Here is a 16,094-nt window from a genome sequence, read left to right on the forward strand (position 1 = left end):
AGCAAAACTTGACTCAGAAGATGTCGATTCGGGAAACCGGCTTACGCGGATCGTCGTAATCGATACGGCGACGTTGCCGATGTGACGGTGAGATGACGCGCCGGATTCGTCAGATGGGCCACCACGCGCCGATGCTCGGCTCGGCGTCGAGCGCGCGCAGGAAGTCGTCGGCGAAGGCGTCGGCGACGCGCTGGCGGTCGGGCGAGCCTTCCGGGAAATCGTGCGGATTCTTGAGGCCACGCGCGTGGCGGATGGCGGCGACCGTTTCGGTCAAGGCGGAGAGCGCGTCGAGGGTGTGGGAGTTCATACGGGGGATTACGGCAGGCGAGGCGAAGGCTTTAGTCCGCGACGCGACATTCACTTTACGTGATGTACCAAAATTGGTACGATGCACGCAGCACACGAAGGTACGAGGTCGTGTGCATAACAAAAAGAGTCAAAACGTTCGGGTAGCTTGCAATCATGAAAGTCAGATCTGGAAATAAGAACAAGGCACTAGGAAATGCAGCAAGTCGTTCTGAAAGTTCGTTTTTTTCGGCAGTCGTCAGGCAGTGAACCCGTTCGTGAATGGCTGAGCGTTATGGATTTGGCAGACAAGAAAGCCATTGGCGCTGACATCAAGACCGTCCAGATTGGATGGCCACTCGGAATGCCGCTGGTCAGAAAACTCGCGAAGGGTCTGTGGGAAGTACGAATCCATCTGCATCAACGAATCGCGCGGGTTCTGTTCACCGTAAAAGACGGCGAAATGGTTCTGCTCCACGGCTTCATCAAGAAATCTCAGGCGCTTCCCAAAGGCGATTTCGATCTGGCCGAAGCGCGCATGAAAGAAATTCACGACGGAGGGTGATATGACCAAGAAGCACGTCGGAAGCGACTTTGACGATTTCCTTCAGGACGAAGGCATTCTCGAGGAAGTCACGGCCACGGCGATCAAACGCGTGATCGCGTGGCAAATCGAGCAGGAGATGAAGGCGCAGCACATCACGAAGACCGCGATGGCGGCGAAGATGAAAACGAGCCGCTCTGCGCTCAACCGCTTGCTGGACGAGACCGATACGAGTCTGACGCTGACGACGCTGGCGAGCGCGGCGGCGGCGCTCGGCAAGCGATTCAGGTTTGAACTCGTCAACGCTTCGTAGGTTGCGTAAGGCTTGGGCGCGGCATCACGCCTTCCGCTTCCCATGCCCCGAAACCAGCGCCCCCGCGTCCTTCGCGAGCCCGAACAGATCCACCACGCCGACCAGCCCCACCAACGCGACGATCAGAAACGCGACGCTGAAATCTTCCGGCCCGATCGAATGAGCATCGTGCCCGTGGAACCACTCGCCGATGCGCAGCGCGATTGCCCCGATCGCGACGCCGATGCCCATCGTCATCTGAAAGAGCGTGCTGGACAGCGCCGACGCGCCGCTCATCTGCGCTTTCGGCACGTCGGCGAAGCTCAGCGTGTTCAGCGCCGTGAACTGCAACGAACGCGACAAGCCGCTCAAAAACAGCACGACGACGATCAGGAGTTTGGGCGTCGTCGGCGTGAGCAGGCTCATCGCGGCGAGCGACAAGGCGGCGAGCACGCCGTTCACGATCAGCACCGACCGGAAGCCGAACTGGCGCATCACGGGCGTGGTGACGAGCTTCATCGACAGATTGCCGGCGAACACGGCAAGCGTGAGCAGGCCGGATTCGAACGCGTTCATGCCGAAGCCGACCTGGAACATCAGCGGCAACAGGAACGGCGCCGCGCTGATCGCGATGCGAAAGAGCGACCCGCCGGTCATCGATACGGCGAACGTCTTCACCTTCAGCGCCGACACATCGACGACCGGCTGCGCCGCGCGCCGCAGATGCCAGTACGACGCGATACCCGACACCCCGCCCACGGCGACCAGCACGCCGACCAGGGTCCAGTCGGCGTCGCTGCGGCCGATCAGTTCCATCGCGTAGAGCAGCGTCGTGCATGCGATGCCGCACAGCGCGAACCCCGGCAGATCGAAGCGGCGCGTCGCGTCCTCGCGTTCGTTGCCGATGTAGCGCAGCGTCAGCAGCAGGCCGATCAGACCGAGCGGCACGTTCAGATAGAAGATCCAGCGCCACGACGAGTAGGTCGTGATGAAACCGCCGAGCGGCGGGCCGATCACCGGAGCGACGAGGCCCGGCCAGGTGATGATCGCGATCGCGCGCATCAGCCCTTCCTTGGGCGTCGCGCGCAGCACGGCGAGGCGTCCGACCGGCACCATCATCGCGCCGCCGATGCCCTGCAGCACGCGCGCCGCGGCGAACGCGGGCAGAGTCGAGGTCGTCGCGCATAGCACGGATGCCGCCGTGAACACCGCGATCGCGCTCGCGAACACGGTACGCAGCCCGAAGCGGTCGGCGGCCCAGCCGGAAATCGGAATGAAGACCGCGAGCGTGAGCAGATAGGCCGTGATGCCGAGGCTCATGTCGGCGGGATGCACGCTGAATGAGCGCGCCATCTGCGGCAAGGCGGTGGCGATGATCGTGCCGTCGAGGTTCTCCATGAAGAAGGTCGCCGCGACCAGCATGATGATGAGCGACGAGCCTTTGTTCTCGCTGACACTTGCAGACGGCATCGGTGACGCGCTCCTGCCTGACGTATTGGAAGCCTGCCATTCTAGCCGCGAGAGCAGACCTTTCGCGGCTATGGTAGTTTTTGCGATTGCCGGAAAACCAGCCAAGCAGCATTTCCGACAATGCGCCGACAGCGCGCAAACACTACGCCAACAAGAGGACTGAGCAATGAAGTTTCGGAAACTGGGTGATTCGGGTGTCGATGTGAGTCTGATCGGGCTCGGCACCATGACCTGGGGCGAGCAGAACACTGAAAGCGACGCACACGAGCAGATCGAATACGCGCTCGCTCAGGGCGTGAATCTGATCGATGCCGCCGAAATGTACCCGGTGCCGCCGCGCCCCGAAACGCAGGGCCGCACGGAGGAATATATCGGTACGTGGCTCGCGAAGAACGCTGCGAAGCGCGCGGACATCGTGCTGGCGACGAAGATCGCCGGGCCCGCGCGTCAGCCGCACAATCCGCGGCACATTCGCGGCGCGGGCAACCAGTTCGATCGCAAAAACCTGAACGAGGCCATCGACGGCAGCCTGAAGCGCCTGCAAACCGATTACGTCGATCTGTATCAGCTGCACTGGCCCGACCGCAGCACCATGACCTTCGGACGCCCGAACTATCCGTATCTGGAAGACGAATACACGGTGCCGATCGAGGAAACGCTCGCCGCGCTTGCCGAGATCGTGAAGGCGGGCAAGATCCGCTATGTGGGTGTGTCGAACGAAACGCCGTGGGGCGTCGCCCAGTTCCTGCGGGCAGCAGAGAAAGTGGGCCTGCCGAAGATCGTCAGCATTCAGAATCCGTACAGTCTCGTGAACCGCACGTATGAACTCGGGCTGTCGGAGTTCACGCACCAGGAAGGCGTCGGGCTGCTCGCGTATTCGCCGCTCGCGTTCGGCTGGCTGTCGGGCAAGTACGAAGGCGGCGCACGTCCGGCCGGCGCGCGCATCACGCTGTACGAACGTTTCCAGCGCTACAGCAAGCCGCAAGCGGTCGCGGCAATCTCGTCGTATGTCGAACTGGCGAAGCGTCACGGCCTGACGCCCACGCAACTCGCGCTCGCGTTCGTCAACACGCGGCCATTCACGACGAGCACGCTGATCGGCGCGACGTCGATGCCGCAGTTGAAGGAGAACATCGAGAGCGTGAACGTGGAACTGTCGGACGAAATTCTGGCCGAAATCGAAGCACTGCACGAACGCCAGCCGAATCCGGCGCCCTGAATTCCCTGTCCGGTCAACGATTTGTCGAAGAATCGGATGGGCTGGCCGCGAATGTGTCAGCATTGACGTTCGTGCGGCGGGTCAGCCCATTTTCTGAAACCGCATCCGTTTGCCGTGCCGCAGTGATGCGGCACGGCGCGCCTCTCGCAATACTCGCCGTGCGGTGCCGGCTGCAAGGCACTACACTTGCTCGATGGTCCTGGTTGCCCGCTGCGGCGCCTTTCGCCACAGCGCGCTCTTTGCAAAGGAGTCGTCGCTCATGTCTCAAGCAACACCGCAGGCCAAAGATCTCGATCGTCTGACGATCGACACCATCCGTACCCTCTCGATGGACGCCGTGCAAAAGGCCAATTCCGGCCACCCCGGCACGCCGATGGCGCTTGCGCCCGTCGCCTTCCATCTCTGGCAGAACCATCTGCGCTACGATCCCGACGCGCCGCTCTGGCCGAATCGCGACCGCTTCGTGCTGTCGGTCGGTCACGCGTCGATGCTGCTGTATTCGCTGCTGCATCTGGCGGGCGTGAAGGAATTCGGCCAGGACGGCAAGCCGACCGGCAAGCCCGCGGTCTCGCTCGACGACATCGAGCATTTCCGGCAACTCGACAGCAAGACGCCGGGCCACCCGGAATACCGCATGACGACCGGCGTCGAAACCACGACCGGCCCGCTCGGGCAGGGTCTCGGCAACAGCGTCGGCATGGCGATGGCCGCGCGCTGGAAGGAAGCTCACTTCAACAAGGGCAATGACACGATCTTCGATTACCGCGTCTACGCACTGTGCGGCGACGGCGACATGATGGAAGGCGTATCGCACGAAGCGGCGTCGCTCGCGGGGCATCTGCGGCTGTCGAACCTCATCTGGATCTACGACAGCAACCGCATCACGATCGAAGGTCACACGGACCTCGCGTACAGCGACGATGTCGAAGCGCGCTTTCACGGCTACAACTGGCATACGCTGCACGTAGACGACGCCAACGACGCCAGCGCGCTCGAAGACGCGATCAACAAGGCGAAGTCCCACACCGACAAGCCGACGCTGATCGTCGTGAAGAGCATCATCGGCTGGGGCGCGCCGCACAAGCAGGACACGTCCGGCGCGCACGGCGAGCCGCTCGGCGAGGACGAAATCAAGCTCGCGAAGAAGTTCTACGGCTGGCCCGAGGACAAGCAGTTTTACGTGCCCGACGGCGTCATGCAGCATTTCGCCGACGGCATGGGCGCGCGCGGCAAGAAGCTGCACGCCGAGTGGAAGCAGCGCTTCGACGCCTACGAGAAGTCGAATCCGGAGCTCGCGAAAGAAGCGTGGCAGATGCTCCAGAACAAGCTGCCTGAAGGCTGGGACGCCGATATTCCCACCTTCGAGCCGGACGAAAAGGGCATCGCGACGCGCGATTCGTCGGGCAAGGTGCTCAACGCGATCGCGCCGCGCCTGCCCTGGCTGATCGGCGGCTCGGCGGATCTGTCGCCTTCGACCAAGACGAACCTCAAGTTCGAGGGCGCGGGCAGTTTCGAACACGACAGCTACGACGGGCGCAACCTGCATTTCGGCATCCGCGAGCACGGCATGGGCGCGGTCTGCAATGGCCTCGCGCTATCCGGATTGCGGCCGTATGGATCGACGTTCCTGATCTTCAGCGACTACATGAAGCCGCCGATCCGACTCTCCGCGATCATGGAAGTGCCGGTGATCTACGTGTTCACGCACGATTCGATCGGCGTCGGCGAAGATGGACCGACGCATCAGCCGATCGAGCAACTGGCGTCCTTGCGCGGCGTGCCGGGCCTCTCGACGCTGCGTCCCGCCGATGCGAACGAAGTGGCTGAAGTGTGGCGCGTCGCGCTGTCGCATCCGAAGGAGCCGTCGTGCATCGTGCTGACGCGCCAGCCGCTGCCGACTTTCGATCGCAAGAAATACGCATCGGCCGATGGCGTGAAGCGCGGCGCGTACGTGCTCGCCGATACCGAAGGCGGCAAGAAGCCCGAAGTGCTGCTGCTCGCGACGGGCAGCGAAGTGTCGCTGTGCGTCGAGGCGTACGAGAAGCTGAAGGCCGAGGGCATCGCGGCGCGCGTCGTGTCGATGCCGTCATGGGACATCTTCGAGAAGCAGGATCAGGCGTACAAGGACTCGGTGCTGCCGCCGGACGTGAATGCGCGCGTGTGTGTCGAGCAGGCCGCGACGCTCGGCTGGGATCGCTACGTCGGCCGCCTGGGATCGCAGATCGTGATGCACACGTTCGGCGCGTCGGCGCCATTGAAGGCGCTCAAGACGAAATTCGGCTTCACGCCGGAGCGCGTCTACGAAGAAGCGAAGAAGCAGATCGCGCGCGTGAAATCCAACGGCAAGGAGTGAATCATCATGCAGATCGGCATCGTGGGACTGGGACGCATGGGTGGCAACATCGGGCGGCGTCTGATGCGCAGCGGGCACACGTGCGTCGTGTACGACCACAACCCGCAGGCGACCGAGGCGCTCGCCAGTGAAGGCGCGACGGGCGCGAAGGATCTGGGCGATCTCGTCGCGAAGCTGGCCGCGCCGCGCGTCGTCTGGCTGATGCTGCCCGCGGGCAAGATCACCGAGGACACGCTGAATGATCTGCACAAGAGCCTCGGCGCGGACGACGTGATCATCGACGGCGGCAACAGCTTCTACAAGGACGATATCCGGCGCGCCGCGCAGTTGCGCGAGCAGGGCATTCATTACGTCGATGTCGGCACGTCGGGCGGCATCTGGGGACTGGAGCGCGGCTACTGCATGATGATCGGCGGCGACGAAGCGGTCGTGCGCCGGCTCGATCCGATTCTCGCGACGCTCGCGCCCGGACGCGGCGACATTCCCGCCACGCCGGGCCGCGAAGGACGCGATGCGCGCGTCGAGAACGGCTATATGCATTGCGGGCCGGTCGGTTCGGGACACTTCGTGAAGATGGTGCACAACGGCATCGAGTATGGACTGATGCAGGCGTATGCCGAAGGCTTCCACATCCTCAGGCACAAGGAATCGAAGGATCTGGCGGAAGGCGAACGCTATACGCTCGATCTCGCGGATATCGCCGAAGTATGGCGGCGCGGCAGCGTGGTGTCGTCATGGCTGCTCGATCTGACCGCCGGCGCACTCGCCACCGATGGCACGCTCGAACGCTTCTCGACGGAAGTCGCGGACAGCGGCGAAGGGCGCTGGACCATCGAGGCGGCGATCGAGGAAGCGGTGCCGGCGCAGGTCTTGTCGGCGGCGCTTTACACGCGCTTCCGCTCGCGCGATGCCGAATCGTTCCCCGAGCGCATGCTCTCCGCGATGCGCTTCGGCTTCGGCGGGCACCACGAGTTTCCGGCGAAGTAGCGCTGTTTCGTCGACGATGTGAAAACGGCGATGGACTTCGCAGTCCATCGCCTTTTTTCATTTCATCATGCGCCGCCTGAAAAGCCACGCGCAGAGAAAGAACGGCACGACCGCATACGCGATCAGCACGAGCACGTGCACGGCCAGGCCGTCGAACGGGCGGCCGAGCATCGCGGGACGAATCAGTTCGACCGCGTGAAAGAGCGGCAGCACCTGCGTGACGTGCTGCGCGAGCGCGGGCAGTTGCGCGATCGGAAAGAACACGCCGGAGAGCAGGAGCATCGGCGTGAGCGCGAGCGTCTGATAGAACATGAAGAAGTCGTAGCTCGGCGCGAGCGCGGTGATGACCATCGCGGTGCTGGCAAACGCGAGTCCCGTGAGCACGATGACGGGCAGCGCGATCAGCATCGACGGAAAGCTCGCATAGCCGAGCGCGCCCGCGACGACCATGATCGCCACGCCGGACAGCACCGATTTGCTCGCGGCCCAGACGATCTCGCCCAGCACGATATCGCCGAGCGTGAGCGGCGTGTGCATGATCGCTTCCCACGTGCGCTGCACGTGCATGCGCGAGAAGCCTGAATACATCGCCTCGAAGCTCGCGGACATCATCACGCTCGACGCCGCCGTGCCCGCCGCGAGAAACGCGATATACGACACGCCGTCGACGTGTCCGACCATCAGGCCGAGACCCAGCCCGAGGCCGAAGAGATAGATCATCGGATCGGCGAGATTGCCGATCATCGAGGCGATCGCGAGCTTTCTCCACACGAGATAGTTGCGCAGCCATACCGACATCCAGTGCGTGCCGTTGGCGGGCAGCGCGCTGGACAGCGGCGTGAAGCTATCCGCGTGCGCCGTCGGCCTGTGCGCGCGCTTTTTGTCGACGCGGGATTGATCGAGGGTATCCATTGATTCAGTCCACCATCTCGCGTCCGGTGAGACGCAAAAACACATCTTCGAGATTTGCCGGGCGATGCAGATAGCGCACGTCCGCGCGGCCCTTCACGCGCGCATGCACGGGCTGCGGATCGTCCACGTAGCAGAACAGCGTTTCACCGCTGACTTCCATGCGCGCGACCAGCGGCGCGAGCTCAGCGGCGAGGGCTTGCGGATCGGGGCCGTAGATCTCGATCACGTCCGAGCCGATCACCGATCCGATGAGATCGCGCGGCCGTCCCTCGGCGATCTTGCGGCCTTCCTCGATCACGCACAGCCGGTCGCAGAGGCGTTCGGCTTCTTCCATGAAGTGCGTCGTCAGGAGGATCGTCTTGCCGCGCGCGAGCAGCGAGCGCAGGCGCTCCCAGATCAGATGCCGCGCCTGCGGATCGAGGCCGGTGGTCGGCTCGTCCATGACGAGGACGTCGGGATCGTTGACGAGGGCGCGCGCGAGCGTGAGGCGTCGCTTCATGCCGCCCGACAGTTCGCCGACGCGCGCATCGGCCTTGCTCTCCAGCCGCGCGAATTCGAGCAGCGAAGGCACGAGCGCGTCCATGCGCGCGCCCGTCAGGCCGAAGTAGCGGCCGAACACGGTCAGGTTCTCGCGCACCGTGAAATCGGGATCGAGATTGTCGAACTGCGGCACGACGCCCACGCGCTCGCGCGCGAAACGGGCGCGAGCGGGCACCGGCTCGCCGACGAGCCGGATCGCGCCGCTGTCGGGCGAGGTGATGCCGAGAAGCATCTTGAGTGTCGTCGTCTTGCCCGCGCCGTTCGGGCCGAGCAGTCCGAAGCATTCGCCGGGGCGCACATCGAACGAGAGACCGTCGACGACAGTGCGATCGCCGTAGTGTTTCCTTACTTCGTTGAACTCGATGGCGGGTGGCGCGCCGCTTTCATCGGACTCGCGTGATGTTTGATCAGTCATGCATTCGTGCCGCAGGAAAATCGCGTAAGGGAAATCCAGCGGGCTAGTGTAATCCATTGCACCAAGGCAGCGCGTCGCTTGCAACCGCATGCGGCGAACGCGAGTCAAAGCTGTGCGGGAAGGTGTCGAACCGGTTCCGGCCGAAAGTGCCAGAGGCTTGTCCGCCGGCGCGCCCGGGGTTCTGGCACGGTGCGAGCTAGCACGTTCGCGGCGGTTAGCGTTTTCCAGCGTTGCCACGTATGGGGCGACACACCATGATGAAGAAACGCCGCAGGTAAATCGCGCTACGCTTCGCATCGAACGGAGCGCGACGGGCAAGTTGGCCAGGGAGGTCACGATGGATAGCTATCGAAAAATCCTGCTGTGCTATGACGGCTCCAGAGAGGGTCGCAAGGCATTGCGGCAAGGCGCGAATCTCGCGCTGGATCTGAATGCCGAGACGCACGTCCTCGCGGTGGTCGACATGCGCTCCAGCATCGCGCAGAGCGCCGGACTGCTAACCGATATGGCCTGCGGACGCTTCGAAGAGGCCGCGCGCGACATCCTGCAGGAAGGCGTGGAATGGCTGCGCGAACGCGGTCTTCAGGCGCAGGGGCATTTCGCGTTCGGCCATCCGATCGACGAAATCGCGGCGCTCGCGGAAAGCCTGCAGGTCGATCTCGTCGTGGTCGGGCATCGGTGCCGCAGCGGACTTGCGCGCTGGTGGATGGGCGCAGGCAACACGCCGCTGCTCGATCGCGTGAAATGCAGCATTCTCGTTGCCGTGTGTCAGGCGGGTGAATCGGCGGAAGCCGAAGACGAAGCGGCTTACGCGGCGAAACCGGTCAAGGCCGAAGCCGGCGCCTGAGCGTGGGCGCTCGACGGATCAGCCGTTGAGATCGACCGCGACGAGCTTCCACGACACGAGTCCGTCGCGGCGGAAAATCGCCGAGTAACGCGCATCGCCGGCTCCGTGCTGATACGTGACGACGAACGTGTTCAGGCTTCGGTAGCCCGCCGTGGTCTGCGGCGGCGCTTTCGGCGCTGGCTGCGCGGCCGTGACACCGGATGCGGGCGCGTCTGCGGCACTCGCCGATGCGCCGCCATTGCCCGCCTGTGGCGGACGTTCTCCCGGATCGCCGCGCGGTGGAATGCCGTTCAGAATGGCCGCGACGCCGTCCGGGGTCGCGTAGGAATCGACCAGCGGACCGACGAGCGCCGCACCGATCATCGCTCCGATGATCGCGAGCGGATTGCCGCTTTTCTGGATATCGACACGCCGCGTCAGCAGCGCGGCGACCTGTTCCTTGAGACTCGCGCGCAACGCGGGAAAATCGACGTATTGATTGACTGTCTGCGCGTCGCGCGCATCGGCCGCGCGCTTCACGCGGTCCAGCGCGATGTAAGGTGACGCGTAGATGAAACCGAGCGCCGCGACGAGAATCAGAACGACGAGCGCGGCAACGACAGAACGGGTAGTGCGGGACATGCGACGGCAAAGCCTCGTTTGCAGAACGTGAATCCGGGATTGACAGCGCGCAGGCGGTTTATATCCCGGAAATTCACGTTCGGCGTGCGGTTCGCCGCAATATCAGGCGAGGATGCCGCCCGTCAGCCCCGCGTCTTCCTCGGCGATACAGCGGTCGATCATGCGCGACACTTCGTCGATCTTGCCGACCAGAATCACCCTTGATTGTCCGCGATACACCCGCACCGGCGCGCGCTGTTCGGGTTCCGCATGCACCGTGCTGTTCAGCGACACGCGCGCAAAAGCCGGCTGGCGCGACGGCAACGCGGGCATTTCGTCGAAGAGATCGGGCGCGGATTCGGCGCGCGGCGTGCCGCACGGGATCAGCGCGCGCAGATGACGCAAGCGGCCGAACTGACGGAAGGGCAGCAGACGGGCAAAACGTTCCATGATGACTCTCCAGACGATAGGATGCACCGCGGCGCACCGGAACGATGGCCGTCATGCTTGTTGTGTTTGGGACGCCCTGGACGGACGTTGAAGCGGTTGGTGAGGCTATCTTGATATTTCAACGGGACATTTTCCGTCCCGTTGCGAAAATCTCGTGCAATCTGCCTTCGACTTTCGCGCCTCGCCGCCCGCGCGGCGCGCCGTCAGAACTCGCCCGAGCGGATCAGTCCGACAGCGATGCCTTCGAGCGCGAAATCGCTGTTGCCGGAGCGCACGAAAATGTTTTCGTAATCCGGGTTCTCGGCGATCAGCTCGACGCCGTCGGGGCGGCGTTTCCAGCGTTTCACCGTGACGTCGTCGCCCAGACGCGCGACGACGATCTGTCCGTCCTTCGCTTCGTTGCGCTTCTGCACGGCGAGCAGGTCGCCATCGAGGATGCCCGCGTCGCGCATCGACAGCCCGCGCACCTTCAGCAGATAGTCGGGCTTGTCAGAGAAGAGCGCGGGATCGCACGAGTAGTGCTGCGAGATGTGCTCCTGCGCGAGGATCGGGCTACCTGCCGCGACCCGCCCGACGAGCGGCAGCGATAGTTGCATGATGCTCTGATGCGGCAGCGTGAACTGGTGCGGCAACTCGTCGGAGCGGTCGATGCGCGATGTATCGCCGAGCAGCCGGATGCCGCGCGACGAACCCGCCGCCAGCTCGATCACGCCCTTGCGCGCCAGCGCCCGAAGGTGCTCCTCGGCGGAATTCGCCGAGCTGAAACCCAGCTCGGCCGCAATCTCGGCGCGCGTAGGCGGGAAGCCGGTGCGGTCGATCGCACGCTGGATGAGCTCGAACACCTGCTGTTGCCGCGCGGTAAGTTTGGATGTCTTGGTCACTGGCTCAGGTCCCGGATGCACTGTATGAATGGACAGGTGACTGTATTTTTATACAGTATTTCGCGCTTTTCAAGCTTTACTTTAAGTTCGTGCCCACCGGCCTGCGAAACAGTCGGTTGCCCGGCGCGCGCCCTTTTTCCATCCAGGAATATGCTTCTTAGCAGTTTTTCGTATAAAAAAGTGAATAACGATTATTTTCATTCATATAGACGCCTCGTTAGACTGATTCCGTCAATTCGATAAGACGGAGAACGGGGAATGCAAAGCATCACACTGGGATTAGGCAAGGGCGCGCGGCGTCTGTTCGCGGCGGCGGCGCTGACGGCCGCGAGCTTCGGCATGGTCGCGTCCGCGCACGCGCAGACGTCGTTTCTGAATGTCTCCTACGACCCGACCCGCGAGTTGTATCAGGACTTCAACCAGGCGTTCGCGAAGAAGTGGAAGGCCGATACGGGCGAGACGGTCACCTTCAAGCAGTCGCACGGCGGTTCGGGCGGACAGGCGCGCGCGGTGCTCGACGGCCTGCAGGCGGACGTCGTGACGCTCGCGCTCGCCTATGACATCGATGCGCTCGCTTCCAAGGGCCTCGTCAACGCGGACTGGCAGAAGCGCCTGCCGGACAACGCATCGCCGTACACGTCGACGATCGTGTTTCTCGTGCGCAAGGGCAATCCGAAGCACATCAAGGACTGGGACGATCTGGCCAAGCCGGGCGTGTCGATCGTCACGCCGAACCCCAAGACCTCGGGCGGCGCGCGCTGGAACTATCTGGCTGCGTGGGCCTACGCGCAGCACAAGCCGGGCGGCAACGAGCAGACCGCCAAGGATTTCGTGACCAAGCTCTACAAGAACGCCGGCGTGCTCGATTCCGGCGCGCGCGGCGCCACGACGAGCTTCGTGCAGCGCGGCCAGGGCGACGTACTGATCGCGTGGGAAAACGAGGCGTTTCTCTCGGTGAAGGAGTTCGGCACGGACAAGTTCGAGATCGTGGTGCCGACGGTGAGCATTCTGGCCGAGCCGCCGGTCGCGGTGGTTGACAAGGTCGTCGACAAGCACGGCACGCGCAAGCTCGCCGAAGCCTATCTCAAGTATCTGTATAGCGACGAAGGACAGACCATCGCCGCGCGCAACTTCTATCGGCCGCGTTCGGACAAGGTGCCCGCCGAACTCACGAAGCAGTTTCCGAAGCTGAAGCTCTACACCATCGACGACACGTTCGGCGGCTGGACCAAGGCGCAAAAGACGCACTTCGCCGACGGCGGCGTGTTCGATTCGATCTATCAACCGCAATAAGCAGAAGAAGCGGAAGAAGTGGGCGCAGCGGCGCGTCAATGACGCCGCGCGCCCGAAGCAGCAACGCGTGCCCGACCCCGGCGCGCAACCAAGGATCAATCAAGGATGACGACCCTCACATTCAAGAAGCCGAGCGCGCTTCCCGGGTTCGGCCTGACGCTCGGCATCACGGTGGCGTACTTAAGCCTCGTGGTGCTGATTCCGCTTGCCGCCACCTTCGCGAAGACCGCGACGCTCGACTGGGCGCAGTTCGTGCGCGCGGTGACTTCGCCGCGCGTGCTGGCGTCTTACCGGCTGACGTTCAGCGCCGCGCTCGGCGGCGCGCTCATCAACGCGGTGTTCGGCTTTCTGGTCGCGTGGGTGCTCGTGCGCTACACGTTTCCGTTCAAGCGCATCGTCGACGCGATCGTCGATTTGCCGTTTGCGCTGCCGACCTCGGTCGCCGGCATCTCGCTCGCGGCGGTCTATGCGGGCAACGGCTGGATCGGGCAGTTTCTCGCGCCGCTCGGCATCAAGGTCGCGTTCACGCCGCTCGGTGTGCTCGTCGCGCTGACGTTCATCGGCTTGCCGTTCGTCGTGCGTACTGTGCAGCCGGTGCTCGAAGACTTCGAGCGCGAACAGGAAGAAGCCGCCGCGTGCCTCGGCGCGACGCGCTGGCTCACGTTTCGACGCGTCGTGCTGCCTTCGCTTTTTCCCGCGCTTTTGACCGGCTTCGCGCTCGCGTTCGCGCGCGCGCTCGGCGAGTACGGCTCGGTCATCTTCATCGCAGGCAACGTGCCGATGAAATCGGAGATCACGTCGCTGCTCATCATCACGAAGCTCGAACAGTACGACTACGCCGGCGCAACCGCGCTTGCCGTGGTGATGCTTTGCGTGTCGTTCCTGATGCTGCTGCTCATCAATACGCTGCAATGGTTCCTGCAGCGGCGCACCGGCAAGACGGGCGCGGCGCCTGCCGTCGCGGTCGGCCCCTCGCTGCATGTCGGACATCAGGGCGGAGGTCGCGCATGAGCACGCCAAACAGCAAGGCGCTGCCGGTGAACGCCGCCGCGCGCATCCACGAGAACAGCCTCAACCCGGTCACCGAGCCGCGCGCCGTGCGCTGGCTGCTGACGGGCATCGCGCTCGTGTTCCTGGCGCTCTTTCTCGTCGTGCCGCTCGTCGCCGTGTTCGTGCAGGCGTTCGCGAAAGGCATCGACTATTATTTCGAGTCTCTGAAGGACCCGGATGCGTGGTCGGCCATCAAGCTGACGCTCATGACCGCCGCGATTGCCGTGCCGCTGAATGTGGTGTTCGGGCTGGCGGCGTCGTGGGCCATCGCGAAGTTCGAGTTTCGCGGCAAGGCGCTCTTGACCACGCTGATCGATCTGCCGTTCTCCGTGTCGCCGGTGATCTCGGGTCTCATCTACGTGCTGATGTTCGGCGCGCAGGGCTGGTTCGGCCCGTGGCTCGCCGCGCACGACGTGCAGATTATCTTCGCAGTGCCGGGCATCGTGCTCGCGACGATCTTCGTGACGTTCCCGTTCGTCGCGCGCGAGCTGATTCCGCTGATGCAGGCGCAGGGCAACGACGAAGAGGAAGCGGCCCATGTGCTCGGCGCGTCGGGCTGGCAGATTTTCCGGCGCGTGACGCTGCCCAACGTGAAGTGGGGCCTGCTCTACGGCGTGATTCTCTGCAACGCGCGCGCGATGGGCGAGTTCGGCGCGGTATCGGTGGTCTCGGGCCACATCCGCGGCCAGACCGACACGATGCCGCTGCACGTCGAAATTCTCTACAACGAATACAACTTCTCGGCCGCGTTCGCGGTGGCGTCGTTGCTTGCGCTTCTTGCGCTCGTGACGCTCGGGCTGAAGCTCCTCGCGGAGCGGCGCATGACGCAAGCCATCACCGAAGCCAAGACAACCGCACCGAGTTAAGAGGCCGTCATCATGAGCATCATCGTTCGCAATCTGCAAAAACGCTTCGGCGATTTCACCGCGCTCGACAACGTCACGCTCGATTTTCCGGCGGGCGAACTGGTCGCGCTGCTCGGACCTTCGGGCTGTGGCAAGACCACGCTGCTGCGCGTGATCGCGGGCCTCGAATTCGCCGATGCGGGACAGGTCGTGCTGCACGGCGAGGACGTCGCGGAAGTCGGCGCGCGTGAGCGTCAGGTCGGCTTCGTGTTCCAGCATTACGCGCTGTTCCGGCATATGACCGTGTTCGAAAACGTCGCGTTCGGTCTGCGCGTTAAACCGCGCCGCGAGCGTCCGAGCGAAGCCGTGATCCGCGAGAAAGTGCATGAACTTCTCAAACTCGTGCAGCTCGACTGGCTCGCGGAGCGCTTTCCGTCGGAACTGTCCGGCGGGCAGCGGCAGCGTATCGCGCTCGCGCGGGCGCTTGCCGTCGAGCCGAAAGTGCTGCTGCTCGACGAACCGTTCGGCGCGCTCGACGCCAAGGTTCGCAAGGAACTGCGCAGCTGGCTGCGCCGTCTGCACGACGATTTGCATATCTCGACGCTCTTCGTCACGCACGACCAGGAAGAGGCGCTCGAAGTGGCGGACCGCATCGTGGTGATGAATCACGGGCATGTGGAGCAGGTGGGCAGCCCGCAAGACGTGTACGATCATCCGCAGACGTCGTTCGTCTACGAGTTCCTCGGCGCGGCGAACCGGCTGCAAGGAAACGTCGATGCCAACGGCTTCGTCGTCGATGGCGCTGCGAGCCCGATCGCCGCCCAGGCGCATTTCAGCGGCCGCGCGCTCGCCTATGTGCGTCCGCACGACCTCGCGCTGTACCCCGCCGATGGCACGCATCGCGATGGCATCGTGGTGGGCGTGCGGCGCGTCGTGACGCTGGGAGGCTCGGTGCGCGTCGAGCTCGAAGGCAACGCGGGCAGCGTCATCGAGGCGGAGCTGGATCGCGAGGCCTGGCGCGCGCTCAAGCTCGATATCGGCGATGGCGTGACGGCCGTGCCGCGCGCGCTGCGCGTATTTCCGGCCCCGACGCCGGCGCAATGACATAACG

Annotated in this window: 17 protein-coding genes; 10 read left to right on the forward strand and 7 right to left on the reverse strand. The window is 63.9% G+C overall.

Features of this window, described 5'->3' with window-relative positions; translation table 11 throughout:
- Positions 1 to 109 precede the first annotated feature (109 nt).
- Positions 110 to 307 carry a hypothetical protein gene (locus NK8_RS06620; RefSeq protein WP_061176201.1) on the reverse strand — a complete coding sequence of 66 codons (198 nt, stop codon included), beginning with the start codon at positions 305 to 307 and terminating at the stop codon, positions 110 to 112.
- Between the two features lie 195 nt (positions 308 to 502).
- Here NK8_RS06620 and NK8_RS06625 point away from each other — a divergent pair, with 195 nt between their 5' ends.
- On the forward strand, positions 503 to 850 hold the full coding sequence (locus NK8_RS06625) for a type II toxin-antitoxin system RelE/ParE family toxin (protein WP_213228242.1): 348 nt from the start codon (positions 503 to 505) through the stop codon (positions 848 to 850).
- Position 851: 1 nt separating this feature from the next.
- Positions 852 to 1,142, forward strand: coding sequence for an XRE family transcriptional regulator (locus NK8_RS06630; RefSeq protein WP_035498796.1), 291 nt, complete (start codon positions 852 to 854; stop codon positions 1,140 to 1,142).
- A gap of 24 nt (positions 1,143 to 1,166) precedes the next feature.
- Here NK8_RS06630 and NK8_RS06635 read toward each other — a convergent pair whose 3' ends face one another.
- On the reverse strand, positions 1,167 to 2,591 hold the full coding sequence (locus tag NK8_RS06635) for an MFS transporter (RefSeq protein WP_213228244.1): 1,425 nt from the start codon (positions 2,589 to 2,591) through the stop codon (positions 1,167 to 1,169).
- A gap of 166 nt (positions 2,592 to 2,757) precedes the next feature.
- On the opposite strand from NK8_RS06635, the gene NK8_RS06640 reads away from it, so the two are divergent.
- The 3 genes from NK8_RS06640 to gnd all read left to right on the forward strand — a co-directional run bounded on the left by NK8_RS06640 (position 2,758) and on the right by gnd (position 7,150).
- Positions 2,758 to 3,810, forward strand: coding sequence for an NADP(H)-dependent aldo-keto reductase (locus NK8_RS06640; protein ID WP_213228246.1), 1,053 nt, complete (start codon positions 2,758 to 2,760; stop codon positions 3,808 to 3,810).
- A gap of 259 nt (positions 3,811 to 4,069) precedes the next feature.
- Positions 4,070 to 6,163 carry a transketolase gene (tkt, locus tag NK8_RS06645; protein WP_213228248.1) on the forward strand — a complete coding sequence of 698 codons (2,094 nt, stop codon included), beginning with the start codon at positions 4,070 to 4,072 and terminating at the stop codon, positions 6,161 to 6,163.
- A gap of 6 nt (positions 6,164 to 6,169) precedes the next feature.
- Complete coding sequence (gnd, locus tag NK8_RS06650; protein ID WP_213228250.1) at positions 6,170 to 7,150, forward strand: phosphogluconate dehydrogenase (NAD(+)-dependent, decarboxylating); 981 nt, start codon at positions 6,170 to 6,172, stop codon at positions 7,148 to 7,150.
- A 57-nt stretch (positions 7,151 to 7,207) separates the two neighbouring features.
- Here the strand turns inward: gnd and NK8_RS06655 are convergent, their stop codons facing one another.
- Together NK8_RS06655 and nodI are read right to left on the reverse strand one after the other, a co-directional pair.
- The gene (locus tag NK8_RS06655; protein WP_225936220.1) at positions 7,208 to 8,062 is read right to left on the reverse strand and encodes an ABC transporter permease; all 855 of its coding nucleotides are present in this window, start codon (positions 8,060 to 8,062) and stop codon (positions 7,208 to 7,210) included.
- 4 nt (positions 8,063 to 8,066) lie between these two features.
- Complete coding sequence (nodI, locus tag NK8_RS06660) at positions 8,067 to 9,017, reverse strand: nodulation factor ABC transporter ATP-binding protein NodI (protein WP_162065540.1); 951 nt, start codon at positions 9,015 to 9,017, stop codon at positions 8,067 to 8,069.
- Positions 9,018 to 9,354: 337 nt separating this feature from the next.
- Between nodI and NK8_RS06665 the strand changes: the two genes are divergently transcribed.
- On the forward strand, positions 9,355 to 9,864 hold the full coding sequence (locus NK8_RS06665) for a universal stress protein (RefSeq protein ID WP_086966931.1): 510 nt from the start codon (positions 9,355 to 9,357) through the stop codon (positions 9,862 to 9,864).
- 18 nt (positions 9,865 to 9,882) lie between these two features.
- Here the strand turns inward: NK8_RS06665 and NK8_RS06670 are convergent, their stop codons facing one another.
- From NK8_RS06670 to lexA, 3 genes are all read right to left on the reverse strand, one after another.
- Positions 9,883 to 10,485, reverse strand: coding sequence for a DUF2939 domain-containing protein (locus NK8_RS06670; protein WP_213228252.1), 603 nt, complete (start codon positions 10,483 to 10,485; stop codon positions 9,883 to 9,885).
- Between the two features lie 102 nt (positions 10,486 to 10,587).
- Positions 10,588 to 10,914, reverse strand: a complete 327-nt coding sequence (locus tag NK8_RS06675; RefSeq protein WP_213228254.1) for a hypothetical protein — start codon at positions 10,912 to 10,914, stop codon at positions 10,588 to 10,590.
- 203 nt (positions 10,915 to 11,117) lie between these two features.
- The gene (lexA, locus tag NK8_RS06680; protein WP_213228256.1) at positions 11,118 to 11,795 is read right to left on the reverse strand and encodes a transcriptional repressor LexA; all 678 of its coding nucleotides are present in this window, start codon (positions 11,793 to 11,795) and stop codon (positions 11,118 to 11,120) included.
- A 258-nt stretch (positions 11,796 to 12,053) separates the two neighbouring features.
- Here lexA and NK8_RS06685 point away from each other — a divergent pair, with 258 nt between their 5' ends.
- The 4 genes from NK8_RS06685 (at position 12,054) to NK8_RS06700 (ending at position 16,087) form a co-directional block, all read left to right on the forward strand.
- Entirely contained in the window at positions 12,054 to 13,088 is a 1,035-nt protein-coding gene (locus tag NK8_RS06685) for a sulfate ABC transporter substrate-binding protein (RefSeq protein WP_162065543.1), read from the forward strand.
- 105 nt (positions 13,089 to 13,193) lie between these two features.
- Positions 13,194 to 14,099, forward strand: coding sequence for a sulfate ABC transporter permease subunit CysT (cysT, locus tag NK8_RS06690; RefSeq protein WP_213228258.1), 906 nt, complete (start codon positions 13,194 to 13,196; stop codon positions 14,097 to 14,099).
- Positions 14,096 to 15,004 carry a sulfate ABC transporter permease subunit CysW gene (cysW, locus tag NK8_RS06695; RefSeq protein ID WP_213228260.1) on the forward strand — a complete coding sequence of 303 codons (909 nt, stop codon included), beginning with the start codon at positions 14,096 to 14,098 and terminating at the stop codon, positions 15,002 to 15,004. The genes cysT and cysW overlap by 4 nt, the downstream gene beginning before the upstream one ends.
- A gap of 12 nt (positions 15,005 to 15,016) precedes the next feature.
- On the forward strand, positions 15,017 to 16,087 hold the full coding sequence (locus NK8_RS06700; RefSeq protein ID WP_213228262.1) for a sulfate/molybdate ABC transporter ATP-binding protein: 1,071 nt from the start codon (positions 15,017 to 15,019) through the stop codon (positions 16,085 to 16,087).
- Positions 16,088 to 16,094 lie beyond the last annotated feature (7 nt).

The sequence above is a fragment of the Caballeronia sp. NK8 genome, from assembly GCF_018408855.1.
Taxonomy (GTDB): domain Bacteria; phylum Pseudomonadota; class Gammaproteobacteria; order Burkholderiales; family Burkholderiaceae; genus Caballeronia.

Coding starts and splice junctions, on each gene's coding strand:
- NK8_RS06620 (WP_061176201.1), bottom strand. CDS start 307: ATGAACTCCCACACCCTCGACGCGCTCTCCGCCTTGACCGAAACGGTC.
- NK8_RS06625 (WP_213228242.1), top strand. CDS start 503: ATGCAGCAAGTCGTTCTGAAAGTTCGTTTTTTTCGGCAGTCGTCAGGC.
- NK8_RS06630 (WP_035498796.1), top strand. CDS start 852: ATGACCAAGAAGCACGTCGGAAGCGACTTTGACGATTTCCTTCAGGAC.
- NK8_RS06635 (WP_213228244.1), bottom strand. CDS start 2,591: ATGCCGTCTGCAAGTGTCAGCGAGAACAAAGGCTCGTCGCTCATCATC.
- NK8_RS06640 (WP_213228246.1), top strand. CDS start 2,758: ATGAAGTTTCGGAAACTGGGTGATTCGGGTGTCGATGTGAGTCTGATC.
- tkt (WP_213228248.1), top strand. CDS start 4,070: ATGTCTCAAGCAACACCGCAGGCCAAAGATCTCGATCGTCTGACGATC.
- gnd (WP_213228250.1), top strand. CDS start 6,170: ATGCAGATCGGCATCGTGGGACTGGGACGCATGGGTGGCAACATCGGG.
- NK8_RS06655 (WP_225936220.1), bottom strand. CDS start 8,062: ATGGATACCCTCGATCAATCCCGCGTCGACAAAAAGCGCGCGCACAGG.
- nodI (WP_162065540.1), bottom strand. CDS start 9,017: ATGACTGATCAAACATCACGCGAGTCCGATGAAAGCGGCGCGCCACCC.
- NK8_RS06665 (WP_086966931.1), top strand. CDS start 9,355: ATGGATAGCTATCGAAAAATCCTGCTGTGCTATGACGGCTCCAGAGAG.
- NK8_RS06670 (WP_213228252.1), bottom strand. CDS start 10,485: ATGTCCCGCACTACCCGTTCTGTCGTTGCCGCGCTCGTCGTTCTGATT.
- NK8_RS06675 (WP_213228254.1), bottom strand. CDS start 10,914: ATGGAACGTTTTGCCCGTCTGCTGCCCTTCCGTCAGTTCGGCCGCTTG.
- NK8_RS06685 (WP_162065543.1), top strand. CDS start 12,054: ATGCAAAGCATCACACTGGGATTAGGCAAGGGCGCGCGGCGTCTGTTC.
- cysT (WP_213228258.1), top strand. CDS start 13,194: ATGACGACCCTCACATTCAAGAAGCCGAGCGCGCTTCCCGGGTTCGGC.
- cysW (WP_213228260.1), top strand. CDS start 14,096: ATGAGCACGCCAAACAGCAAGGCGCTGCCGGTGAACGCCGCCGCGCGC.
- NK8_RS06700 (WP_213228262.1), top strand. CDS start 15,017: ATGAGCATCATCGTTCGCAATCTGCAAAAACGCTTCGGCGATTTCACC.